The sequence below is a fragment of the Fontibacillus panacisegetis genome (genome assembly GCF_900102215.1).
Taxonomy (GTDB): Bacteria; Bacillota; Bacilli; order Paenibacillales; family Paenibacillaceae; genus Fontibacillus; species Fontibacillus panacisegetis.
This window is the reverse complement of sequence record NZ_FNBG01000018.1, coordinates 93,191-104,899: the sequence shown is the minus strand read 5'-3', so window position 1 is coordinate 104,899 and position 11,709 is coordinate 93,191. Positions and strand designations below refer to the sequence as shown.

Genomic DNA, 11,709 nt, shown 5'->3' with positions numbered 1-11,709 from the left:
ACAACGAACCGTACAACGCCACATTTGGGAGAGCGACAAGGAAAAAGTAGCAAAATACCGGCAAAGTGATGCAGGAAAAGCCGCTTACGCCATACGATGCCAAACTATAGAGCGAAGCTTCGCGGATGCCAAAGTGCTCCACGGGCTTCGCTATTGCCGGTTTCGGGGCAGAGAAAATGTACAGATTCAAGCGTTGCTAACCGCAACTGCACAGAACATTAAGAAGATAGCCCTCCACCTTTCCAGAAGGACTATCTCGAATATGCACAAGATTTCGTATAGTATTTTACATCTTCATTTTCATTTTTCTTTCGATACTAAGTTTAAAAGTAGGGGTATCTCAACAGCCTGACATTTGCAGGAATTCCGCATCATGACACTTGTCACTGGATGACCAGTCCATTGGACGCGAGCATTGTCTAGGGACAGTGTAAAATCGTAAACCGGTAAAAAGGAACTAGCACTCCACATGTGACGAAGTGAAAGGGAGTACAAATGTACTTAATCGAAGGAGTGGCATTTGCTCAATGACATTCAATAAATACCTTTTGCATCAATGGGCAATTCCCTAACACGCTTAAAATAATTAGTCATATTGGCATCATCTTTGGCATTGTAAGAATATCGAAAATACTCAGCGACATCCTTAGCTAGAACCCTAAACAATTCACAAGAAGTGAATATCGAGTTCCACATATTTTCATAATTGCTGTCGGAATAAGTTTCCATATACATTTCCCAATATGATTCGGGAAGATACTTTTTCATATACTTCCCCATTTTCCCTGTAGAAACTTGAAAATCATTTTTGGTACCCACCCACCATGAAATCATTTCGTCCAAGTGAGGTCTGATAACGTGCTCAAACATTTGTTTCGCATACGGTAATTCGTCACGCCAAATTCCTTTAGCAACATTTTGCAGGCACCACCAAAAATTATTACAACAACCCAAATATAATTGCTCTGTAGGCTCTTTAACATGATAGTCGATATCCGTGGGGGCAGGAATGATTGGCAGGCAGTTATCCTTATCTAGTAGAGGAACTGTCAATTTATCACTAACATATCCTTCAATCATAGATTCTTTAGTTTCTATGTGAAGGTCTATACGATTTCCATCTGTAAATAGCATTAAATATCCGTAAGAACGAGTAAAATCCATTTCTATGCCTATAGACTGGTCATTTTTATCAGGCTCTTGAATCATAAGCAAATCACCAAATACATTTACCCATGTCTCGTCTTTTATAAAAGATGAAGTTTCAGTCACTACGTAAACAATATCATAATCCTGAAAAATATCCTTGGGAGCATTAGGATTGGTACGCGAACCGTTCATGTATACCGCACGGATTCGTTCATCCTTTTGAGCAACTCCTAGTATTAAATCTAACATTTCTTTTTCAGTTCTCATATATGTTCCCTCCAAATCTTCAAACATACTAAACATAGTTACATTTTAATACAGTTTCTGCAAGTCTATTTAAGACATCCTTACCTTGCATATGTTAAAGCAAGGGACCCCCTCCTACCGATAAACTTGCCTTGTTCTTTCTTCATTCGCAACATATTTTCCACGCCGCTATTACTGTTATTCGCTAAGGCTAACAAGCTTGGATTGTAGTATTGCAATGTCTCATTGTTTCTCTGAGTAACCTTTTTATTTTCATATCTCACTTCTGAGCAAAGTTTGTTGTACCCCTCCCAACTGCCTAGCCTTTGAGTAATGCGGTCTATAGAAGAGTTTATGGCTGTTTGACATACCTGAAAATTTTTGAATACTCGTTTGCTGTAAATTGACGCTGACAGTGGAATAAATTTCAAAAAGTCTCAACATGTGTGGTAGAATTGCCCTATATTCTACATGCTGAAAGGTGAGTATATGACAGGCTCAATAAATATATTAGGAGTTCCCTTTTCCAAATTAACGCTTAATGAAACAGTGCATCAACTAGCCGAACATATCCAAAAAGGACAACCGAAGTTGTTTCATTTAATCACAGCGAACCCTGAGATTACAATAGCTCAACAAACGGATAAGTTGCTTCAAACAATCGTAAAAGAGGCAGATTTAATTACACCGGATGGGATAGGTATTGTGATTGCTTCAAAAAGAAAAGGTGACCCTATCTCAGAACGTGTCACTGGTTATGATTTGCTTCTTCGACTATTGGAAAGAGGGAACGAACAAGGTTGGAGCTTCTATTTTCTTGGTACAGATGAAGAGACAAACCTTAAAGCTGTGGAAGAGATACGAAGTCGCTATCCAAATGTAGTCGTCGCAGGTCGGCATAACGGATTCTTCTCCGAAGATAAAGAAAAACTCATACTTAATGAAATTCAGCAGTCCAAACCCGATGTACTAATAATTGCAATGGGAGCACCTTACACTGATAAATGGATTTATAAGAATAAACGTAAACTTGATGGTGTAAAGGTTGTTTTTGGCGTTGGAGGGAGCCTTGACGTAATCGCAGGCAAGGTAAAGCCTACGCCACCTATTTGGAAGACATTGAATTTAGAATGGCTTCATCGGTTACTTACTGTTCCTGTTGCAAAGGGACAAAAATCACGGTGGCGGCGACAGTCCGCGCTACCTATATTTTTTTATCGGGCAATCATTAAGAAGTAGTAAATCAGGATAGCATGAAAAAAGAGGGGTTTATCGCCCCTCTTTACTATTTCCGCCAATACATCTCCGATTTAAATGCCCTTCCGTACAAACAATGAACAGCACTCCACATGTGTGGAATGTCCACTATAGACAAGAATAAGATACGACAGTATTTGCTTACTTTAAATTATCTTATTGTTATATCCTTTCTCCATAATAATACTGTCTAGTAAGCATTTTATGAAATATTTTTAAAAAGGTGGGAAATATTTGATTTTGATTACGTTTATAGAATGATAAATAAATTCTACATGAATCTGCATAAATTAATCCAATAACATTTGAAATGGAGTGATTAATTTGCATGATGAAGAGTTATTGAAAGAATTTGAATTTTTTAAAGTCAAGGAAGGGAGATTTAGGATTTCTCTTACAACTACTTGTAACGCACGTTGTTGGTTTTGCCATAACGAAGGCTCAATTCCCCCAGTTAAGATAGATGGGAAGAATGGTTTGCAACATAAAACGCATACATGTTCAACTCAAGAATATATTACTCTTGTGGAAACACTAATTGACCTAGGAATTAGCAGACTTTATTTTACGGGGGGAGAACCTCTTATTTCTCCAAAGCTTGATCCTATACTTGAGTCTATACCGTTGCATGAAAAAAATGAATTTAAGGTTATTATCGCAACAAATGGAATTTTGCTGAAAAAGAAATTAGATTCTTTAAGTAACAAGCATATCGATAAATTGAAAATCTCTTTGCATGCTTTTAGTGATGAATCTATGTGGAATATTGAGAGAACACGATCTATAGATGTAGTGAAAGCAAGTATAGTTCAGGCGAAGGAAATTTTCCCGGAGATTGAAATTAATACATTGCTTATGCCTGAGAATCAGCATGAGATCATGGATATTATTCAGTTTGCTCGCGATTTGCAAATTGATATAGAAATATTGGAACGTATGACCTGGCAGAGGAATTAATCAAACAAGGAGGCAGAGAACATATTAATAAGCCTGGAATCGGTGTGAATTTAAAAATGATTGAATTTGAGAACTGTTCTGTTAGGTTAATGGATAACTCTTTAGGCAGTTCCTATGTAGGAACCTGTAGTGCGTGTCCGCTTAAATCATCATGTGTTGAGGGATTTTGGTCTATTCGAGTAGATCCTGAAGGCTTTGCTCAACCATGCTTACTTCGTACCGATTTGAGGATTGATATTTCTGAGTTAGATATTCTGGAAAGGGTACGTAACAAATGAAAACAAAATTATACATGAATGGTAACATACTTTGTTTGATTATTATCAGCCTAATAACTAATATGAGTGGGAGCATGATACTTCCCCTTTTTGCCATTTATGTCGAGAAGTTTGGTATTTCTACTTTTGGTATGAGTGTATTGTTTTCTCTCTTTTACGTAGGGAAATTTTGTGGAGGTAGCCTAACAGGGAGAGTATACAACAAGATTGGGGCAAAACGACTAGGGCTAATATTATTAATAGCTGAAATTATATGTATGGTCAGTTTTCCATTTGCAAAGGACTTTATCGTTTTAGCGATACTTAGAATCCTTCAGGGACTCATAGCTATTGGATTGAGTGTTTTTGTAAGGATAACAGTGAACAATATAAGTACAAATGAAAATAGAGGAGTACTGAATGGATATGTAAGCAGTAGTGAAGGAGCAGGCATGATATTGGGTCCAGTCGTTAGTGGGCTTATTGTTACTAATTTTTCATTGTCTATTCCGTTTTATTTTGTAGCCTTTATTGCTTTCATTTCTCTAGCAGCAGTGTCCAGAATGAAACTGCCTCACGCAATCATGATTTCTGAAAATACAGAATCTAGTAAAGGTAATATTCTCGAAAAGAACAAGTTTAATAAACAATTATTTTTGTATTCTACTGTTCATTTTCTAGAGTTAAGTGCCTACGCCATTTTTTTAACTTACTTCTCGGTTTATGCTAAATATAAGCTGGGATGGAGTGAACTGGATATAAGTCTTGCCTTCACTGTCGTTGGGGTATCCACTTTTGTTTCAGCTCCATTTGTAGGGAAGTTGTCAGATGTTCTTAAAGATCGATTGTTACTATGTATCGCTGGTCTGTTTTTTATTATGGTTGAAATTTGCTTCTTCCTATTCTTCGCTGATAAGTGGATTATATATTCAGGTATGCTGATCGGTGGTATTGGAGGAGCCTGTTATCTGGATTCTTTTTATTCTCATATTGGGGATGTGATACCTATAGAAAATCGAAGTGCATTTATGGGGAATTTAGTATCACTTTCAGAACTAGGTTCTATTATATCGCCTATAATTGCAGGTATCTTAATCGAATATTTTAATATTGATGCTCCTTTTTACTATAATTTAATGTTAGTTGGACTGGCAATGTTGATCCAAGCTTTTGTTAGATCTAAGATAAGAGTGCGAAAAATTGATGATTTGAATCAGGGGATGTGAGTTTTTGGATGCAAAACGTTTTTGCAGAATCGTGGTCAGGTTTGCTTGAGAATAAAGAGCCAGTCAAACATGTGCATTATAAGTGGTTTGAATTAAATAGTTTGCCACATAACACAATGCCTTTGGTGAATACAGCGATCAGCAATTATGTAAATGGGATATTTTATGATGAGTTTGGTTGGGATGAATAAGATTATGAATAAACATTAGCAAGGTCATATATGCGAAATATAACATTTGGATACGGGAGTTATTATCTAATGAGTTATCAATAGGTACAGAAATATATAAGCTGGATGACATAGCTAGTTGTGAACAATAAAAAAGCAAGAAAAAACAAGGGGCTTATGTACTAGCCCCTTTCCATTTAAGTAATACTGTGCACTCCACATGACTTGAGTGTTGGTCACTGTAAATTAAGCCGTAAGAAGAGCGGTGGGGGGGAACTTGTAATGAATGTTCACCGAGCCATCCGCTTGAACTTCAATCTTATCGACTAAACGATGTACCATCTCAGAAGTCAGTTCATCCAACTTCATGAACCGCTTGAGTTCCTTCTTCAATCGAATGATACTTTCTCCTGTGCTACTTCTTGCCTGTAAAGACTGAATGTCTTTTAACTGGTCATGTAGGCTACAGAGTTCAGCATTACCACTCTCAGTTGCTTCCTTGTATTCGGTCTCCGTAATAGTCCCGCTTGCCAACAGTCTGATTAGCCCTGTCTTTTGTTCCTTCAGCTTATCAATACGCTTTTGCAATGTTTGCAATTGCTTCTCAGCTTGCCTTCTAGCTTGTGTCGCCTTGGACTCTAGCCGCCCCATAACTTCCTTTTCATTGAGACTTTCAGCCCTACTGCGAATATCAGCTAGGATAACCTCAATTAATTCCTTTTCCTTCACGCTATGCTGACTGCAAACATGCTTACCGTGCTTGTAATAGTTGCCGCACACATAGCCTTTACGGTAATGGACGTACCATAGAGCCTTACCACAATCAGCGCAGAAGAGATAGTTTGTAAATAGATGCTTTTTTGCCTTAGGCTTTGCTTGCTGTCGCTTTCGCCCCATCATGTACTGCTGGACAGCTTCAAAGTCTTCTCTTGAAATAATGGCTTGGTGGGCGTTTTCAGTAATGATTTGCTGTTCTCTTGGGATTTCTTCATGTACTTTTGAAGTAACGCTTACGGTTGTCTGTCGCCCTTGAACTAAGTCGCCAACATAATGGGGATTAGTTAGAATTTTCTTCACGGACGTTCCATGCCAGTACAGCCCCGCGTTTCTCTTGCCTACAACCTGTGCGGGTGTAAGATAACATCAAATTTTCGAGCCTTTGCATCCTCTATCAAGCGTTGCAGATGTTCTCTCTTACCAGTTGTCCCGCTCTCAACATCTACATAGAAGTCAAAAACATCCCACCCCCTATCCTCTAGGTACTGGTAGAAAAGACTTCTCTGATTCTCTAATGACGATTTTTGTTCTACTTTGTCTGTAGAAACACGAATATATACTGCACATCTCATAGTTACGCCACCTCTTCACTATGAGATGTATTGGCGTTTCCATCATTATACATTAAGCTGTCCTGCTGTTCTATAATTCTGTCAATCTCAGCGTCAATTAAAGGCAATAGCAGACTAATAAATGATTCGTTCCCTTTAAAAGTTCTTTCGACATTCATTGTTATCATCTCCCTTGCTATCAGTGGTCGCTCTATATAGCGGGAAAGGTGCGATAACAATTATGGGAATCTTTACATATGGGAATATTTGTTCTATACTGGTGCTGGTGAAAATAATTTGAAAAGGAGATTATATAATGTTAGAGAGAATCCCTACCAAATTTAGCTATTCCCAAGCGGTTGTAGCAGGTGATTACATATTCCTTGGTCTACACCGTGGGTTTGGCGAAACTTTTACTGAACAGATACATAGTACCTTCTCAGGACTAAAAGAAACTCTACAGAAATGTGATGTTTCGTTGGAAAGGGTTGTAAAGGTACACGTATACCTAAAAAACATTAAGGACTTACCCGAAATGGAGAGGGTATTTTCAGATTACTTTGCCACAGATTCTTTTCCAGCTAGAATGACAACAACAACCGAGTTTTTTGACTCCGATTGCCTTATGATGATTGATGGAGTAGCGTATACAGGCGTATAAGAGAAAGTTATTGTACAGGCATAAACATCGCCTATAGTGAGCAGCTACTTTAGAAAGGTGGGTCAAATTTTGATGTACCCCACCGCGCTATTATTGTGTCATGGGGGGAGTTACAATACTCTTACGAAATGCAGACTATTTTGTATAATGGAACTGTGAAGGTCAGGAAGCCCAAGTGCTTCCGTCCCTACCACGATTGGTTAGCGGTCGCTTCCTGTGTCAGCAGGGGCAACGAGCCGTCTTCTGCGTCAACAAAGGGCGGCTTTTTCTTTTTGGCACGGTTTAGGGTGGGTCAAATTTTGATACACCCCCGTCAAACTTATCATGTGTCTAACTTTACAAAAGGCGAGCGTAGCGATGCCTATGGGGAAGACCGAGCACAGCGAGGGATTCCACATCAACTTTGTAGTTTCATTTGTAATTGGTGGGGTAGCCCTCAGCTTCGCTTCGGTCTACTCCCACGGGCTTCGCCTTGCTCGCCCTGTCATTTAAGTTCGATATCTTATCGTAATATATATACGGAAAATTTACTCCCCCCACATGGGGAAAGAGTAAAGGAAGTTAAGGCTTCCTACATGACATCTGACGTGCTCAGGTACGGCTTTACCACGTTTATATTAAATATAAGTCTGTCATGACTCCCTCGCCTTACGGCGACCGTGACGGGGCTACTAAAAAGTAGAATCTGAGAATGAGTTACCAACTCAAATGCATGACTAACCATCTAACGGGGCTACATCGGCTGGTGAAAGCCGAGCCAGTATTTTTGCGTGTTCTCCTGTTACCACGATTGAAGCCGATATGAAGTTTCAGGCTCATTATGAACAAATATTTTGAATGTATACCTGTTATGTACTCCCGCCGTGAAGTCGGCAGGCTTATTATTAGCGGTATTGAACCATTTGGAAGTCTTCAACCGTCTCACAGCTAAAGTAGTCTAGCAAGGCATGTTCATGTATGCGGTAAGTATACATCGACTGAATTCCGTCACTAGAAGACCTGTAGCAAGGTATTTTACCCAAGTCACAGAATCTCTTAATTTGCTGTGGACTACATCCAAGGGAGCGGGCTACTCGTTCGCAAGTCCCAATTTTCATTCTTTCCACCCCCATGCCTGCGAACGTCTGTAGAAGTATTGAAGTTCAGACTCAGGGATACGAATTGTTGTACCTGCCAATTGCACTGCAAATAGTTTCCCCTCGTTAATCCACTTCCGCACGGTCTTGTCTTCAACATTGAACATCTCTGTAATCTCACTTACTGTGTAGTGTCTGTTATCAATCATCGTGTCACGCTCCTAGAATATAGTTTCTTACGCTTCCTGCATCGACCTTGTAAGTACCCTTGTCCATTCGTGCACTCAGCTTACCCGCCTGCATAAGTCGATGTACTGCGACCTCAGTACGTAGGCTTAGCTTTGTCATAGTCTCAGCCACAGTAAAGCTTCCTGCAAGCCCTACAGAGGGCTTAGGGACTTCTTGAAGGGCTGTACCGTTACGATGGGCGTATCTCTCAAGGCTGTGGAGACTAACCCGTGTCTTGCCGTCTTCAGGCTTGCTTTGTTCCAAGTATCCGTATTGAGCCAGCCGTAGAACCTCCACTTCAGTCATGCCTAGCATTGTGGCGGCTTCAGTGAGTGAGACCGCCTTACTGTTGATTATCATTGACTTTTACCCCCCAACGTGTCTTCAAAAATAAACTTCCTAAGCGCCGCTTGAGAGATACGAATAGAACCGCCGATTTTGACAGCATTAATAGTGCCATTACTAACCAGTCGGTACACGGTATTGTAAGAAAGACCCAATATCTCTTTAGCTTCTTTAATCGAAAACATCTTTTCCATCTTCTTCACCTGCCTTAAATTCATCTGCTATCAATATAGGTTACAGGCGGTAAAGATTAACAAAAGGTGTGTACAGATGACAAAGATGAATTATGGGAAGAAAGTACAATCTTCATAGAACACCGACAAAGGCAAGCTAAGGCAAATAAGGTCTGTAATGAAGGTATCTAGGAAAAACAAGTCATTGGGGGAGGGAATCTCATGTAAAGAATAGGGGTACATTCTAAAGCATTTTAATTTGATAGGAAGATAGGTATATCCGCTATCTTCATGTCAATAATAGAAACATTCACGCTCCCTTCTTACAGCCCCGCCGATATGGTTGGGGCTTTCTTTGTGCGTACAGAAGATATTTGAAAAAATTTCAGGCAAGCACGACAAGCCTTAACTTCTGCTCAAGAGCAATTGCCTTTACGCTAGGCAATGGGTAGGGGTACAACAAAGGATGACTATCAATAGCCGCCCCTAATTAGTTGAACTTATGGACAAAAAAAGAAGCGGGACTTCTCCCGCTCCGTTGTTGTATACGCCAATACACCTCAACTACTAGTCTTTCCTGACCAACAGTGAGCAACACTCCACATGACTCGTCTGCGGAAACATATCTACAGGCTGAACCCATTCGATTGAGTAACCGCCGTCTAATAGCGTTTTGCAGTCCTTAGCCAAAGTAGAAGGATTGCAAGAAACGTAGATGAAGCGCTTTGGCTTTGTGCGCAGCACCGCCTCGATGAATGTGGGGTCAAGGCCAGTACGAGGTGGATCAGCGATAATGACGTCCGGTGAGAAGCCGGATTTCACCCAGCGGGGCAGAAGCTCCTCCGCATAACCCTCATAGAACACGGCGTTGGTCCGTCCGTTGCGCTCAGCGTTCGACCGCGCATCTTCAACAGCCTCCGGAATTGACTCAATTCCGCGAACTTCTCCTGCATATGGAGCGAGCCAGAGTCCAATCGTTCCCGTTCCGCAATAGGCATCTACGACAGTTTCTCGACCGGTTAGTCCAGCAGCAGTCCGCACAGATTCATACAGCTTCACAGTTTGCAGAGGATTGAGCTGGAAGAAGGCGCGTGGGGATAGGGTGAATTCCAAATCACCAAGCGATTCTTGTATGTTATCCTCTCCCCATAGGAGTATCGTTTTATTTCCGAAAATAAGGGAAGTATTCTTCGGATTAACGTTCAGGGCAATGCTGGTCAATTCAGGCAGAGCCAGGCGAAGCGACTTGATCAATTCCTCACGTTGAGGCAGCTTGTCGCTTGTTGTGATGAGCGTGATTTGCAGCTGTCCGGATTGGAAGCCCCAACGGGCTACGATAGTGCGAACTAAGCCTTGTCCGCTTTTATCCTTGTAGACAGGGATTTGCAGCCGTTGCAGAACATTTCTTGTTTTATCTACGGCTTCATTGATTTTTGGATGCTGAATCGGACAGCCGGTAATATCAATCAGTTTATGAGAATCAGCCGCATATAGACCTGCAATTAAACCTTCCTGCTGCATTCCTAGCTGGAGCTGGGCTTTATTGCGATAACCCCAAGGATGCTCCATGCCAAGAATGGGCTTCATACGGATATTATCGATCCCAGTATAGCGTGTGAAGGCTTCACGTAGAATGTCTTCCTTAGCCGCAAGCTGTCCTTCATAGCTCAAATGCTGAATCTGACACCCGCCGCAAATGCCAAATACTGGGCAGGGGGCGTCGACGCGGTATGGGGAGGTCTTTTCGAGATGTGTTATTTTAGCTGCAATGAATTTATGCTCTACTCGGGTAACTTCGGCCTTCACAACTTCATCAGGCAGAGCCCCTTCGATAAATACAGCTTTTCGACGATAATAGCCGACACCTTCTCCATTGATACCTAGCCGCTTGATTGTTACGACAATACGGTCTCCACTATGAATCTCTTCAGCAGTCTGACGATTAGTTACTCGGGGAACGCTTTGCAATTTGTTACGTTTTACGTCACTGCGAGCAGAACTGGATCCATTACGGTGGTTGTCCTTTTGGCCGCTGAGTTTAGCTTGATTCGAAGCACGATTGTCACCACGACGTTTATGATCTATTTTTTTATTCGGTTTGCTGTTGTTGTTTGTCATCGTTTCAATTTCTCCATTTACGATCTGATTTATTGCTCAAGTTTAAATATAACACGCGAGGAGGGCAAGCACCATGAAACGATCCGCCTGAGTTTTATGTTTTGAATGGCAGGTATTAGCGCAAATAAATTTCGAAAGGTGAAAAAATGCAAAAGTGCAGCAATTTTTCGGTCGAAGTTACTGTATTTGAAGAATGCCTGCAAAAACGCAGGAATTTCTATCCTACTATGCCAAAAAGCTGAGATTGAGCTGAAATAGATGTACTTTTGCAGTAATTTTACTAAGCATCTCTACAAAGTAGATAAAAGATGCGCTTTTGCAGCAATTTCACATAGAGCCAGTGCAGTATTCAGTAAATCTGCTAAGAGACAGTGCAATCCGCAGCAAATCCACAGCCACTCCCGTTCATATACAGCATTTTAGGAAGGACATCAGCCGTTTACGGCACTTGATGTAGCTTATGTCACTTACTTAAGCAGTTGCCCATCCGCGTCATGACCGCTAAACTAAATATTATA

Annotated in this window: 15 protein-coding genes; 6 read left to right on the top strand and 9 right to left on the bottom strand. The window is 40.8% G+C overall.

The features are described from left to right. A partial coding sequence (locus tag BLS49_RS15585; protein WP_175471432.1) for a transposase occupies window positions 1–352 on the top strand: 352 nt, incomplete at its 5' end. A gap of 182 nt (window positions 353–534) precedes the next feature. Here BLS49_RS15585 and BLS49_RS15580 read toward each other — a convergent pair. Further along, the gene (locus tag BLS49_RS15580; RefSeq protein WP_091232435.1) at window positions 535–1,416 is read right to left on the bottom strand and encodes an aminoglycoside 6-adenylyltransferase; all 882 of its coding nucleotides are present in this window, start codon (window positions 1,414–1,416) and stop codon (window positions 535–537) included. A gap of 570 nt (window positions 1,417–1,986) precedes the next feature. On the opposite strand from BLS49_RS15580, the gene BLS49_RS15575 reads away from it, so the two are divergent. From BLS49_RS15575 to BLS49_RS15555, 4 genes are all read left to right on the top strand, one after another. Continuing rightward, the gene (locus tag BLS49_RS15575; protein WP_245742466.1) at window positions 1,987–2,634 is read left to right on the top strand and encodes a WecB/TagA/CpsF family glycosyltransferase; all 648 of its coding nucleotides are present in this window, start codon (window positions 1,987–1,989) and stop codon (window positions 2,632–2,634) included. Between the two features lie 342 nt (window positions 2,635–2,976). Next, entirely contained in the window at window positions 2,977–3,609 is a 633-nt protein-coding gene (locus tag BLS49_RS15570) for a radical SAM protein (protein WP_175471431.1), read from the top strand. A gap of 274 nt (window positions 3,610–3,883) precedes the next feature. Then, window positions 3,884–5,092 carry an MFS transporter gene (locus BLS49_RS15560; RefSeq protein WP_091232424.1) on the top strand — a complete coding sequence of 403 codons (1,209 nt, stop codon included), beginning with the start codon at window positions 3,884–3,886 and terminating at the stop codon, window positions 5,090–5,092. An 8-nt stretch (window positions 5,093–5,100) separates the two neighbouring features. Beyond that, window positions 5,101–5,283, top strand: a complete 183-nt coding sequence (locus BLS49_RS15555; protein WP_091232422.1) for an NUDIX hydrolase — start codon at window positions 5,101–5,103, stop codon at window positions 5,281–5,283. A gap of 225 nt (window positions 5,284–5,508) precedes the next feature. On the opposite strand, the gene BLS49_RS15550 is transcribed toward BLS49_RS15555, so the two are convergent. From BLS49_RS15550 to BLS49_RS24865, 3 genes are read right to left on the bottom strand one after another with little or no spacing between them, the layout of a single operon-like run. Continuing rightward, window positions 5,509–6,339 carry a recombinase family protein gene (locus tag BLS49_RS15550; protein WP_175471430.1) on the bottom strand — a complete coding sequence of 277 codons (831 nt, stop codon included), beginning with the start codon at window positions 6,337–6,339 and terminating at the stop codon, window positions 5,509–5,511. 38 nt (window positions 6,340–6,377) lie between these two features. Beyond that, window positions 6,378–6,611, bottom strand: a complete 234-nt coding sequence (locus tag BLS49_RS15545) for a recombinase family protein (protein WP_091232416.1) — start codon at window positions 6,609–6,611, stop codon at window positions 6,378–6,380. A gap of 2 nt (window positions 6,612–6,613) precedes the next feature. After that, entirely contained in the window at window positions 6,614–6,769 is a 156-nt protein-coding gene (locus BLS49_RS24865; RefSeq protein WP_175471429.1) for a hypothetical protein, read from the bottom strand. 137 nt (window positions 6,770–6,906) lie between these two features. On the opposite strand from BLS49_RS24865, the gene BLS49_RS15540 reads away from it, so the two are divergent. Continuing rightward, a complete protein-coding gene (locus BLS49_RS15540) occupies window positions 6,907–7,251 on the top strand; it encodes a RidA family protein (protein WP_091232410.1) in 345 nt (114 codons plus the stop codon). 884 nt (window positions 7,252–8,135) lie between these two features. Here the strand turns inward: BLS49_RS15540 and BLS49_RS24580 are convergent. From BLS49_RS24580 to rlmD, 5 genes are all read right to left on the bottom strand, one after another. After that, window positions 8,136–8,348: a MerR family transcriptional regulator gene (locus tag BLS49_RS24580; protein ID WP_139173147.1), complete on the bottom strand. Its 213-nt coding sequence runs from the start codon at window positions 8,346–8,348 to the stop codon at window positions 8,136–8,138. Beyond that, on the bottom strand, window positions 8,345–8,536 hold the full coding sequence (locus BLS49_RS15535) for a helix-turn-helix domain-containing protein (protein ID WP_091232407.1): 192 nt from the start codon (window positions 8,534–8,536) through the stop codon (window positions 8,345–8,347). Before BLS49_RS15535 ends, BLS49_RS24580 begins: the two co-directional genes overlap by 4 nt. A 4-nt stretch (window positions 8,537–8,540) precedes the next feature. Next, the gene (locus BLS49_RS15530; protein WP_091232402.1) at window positions 8,541–8,915 is read right to left on the bottom strand and encodes a hypothetical protein; all 375 of its coding nucleotides are present in this window, start codon (window positions 8,913–8,915) and stop codon (window positions 8,541–8,543) included. Further along, window positions 8,912–9,094, bottom strand: coding sequence for a helix-turn-helix domain-containing protein (locus tag BLS49_RS15525; RefSeq protein WP_139173146.1), 183 nt, complete (start codon window positions 9,092–9,094; stop codon window positions 8,912–8,914). Before BLS49_RS15525 ends, BLS49_RS15530 begins: the two co-directional genes overlap by 4 nt. A gap of 546 nt (window positions 9,095–9,640) precedes the next feature. Then, window positions 9,641–11,191, bottom strand: a complete 1,551-nt coding sequence (gene rlmD, locus BLS49_RS15520) for a 23S rRNA (uracil(1939)-C(5))-methyltransferase RlmD (protein ID WP_091232396.1) — start codon at window positions 11,189–11,191, stop codon at window positions 9,641–9,643. Window positions 11,192–11,709 lie beyond the last annotated feature (518 nt).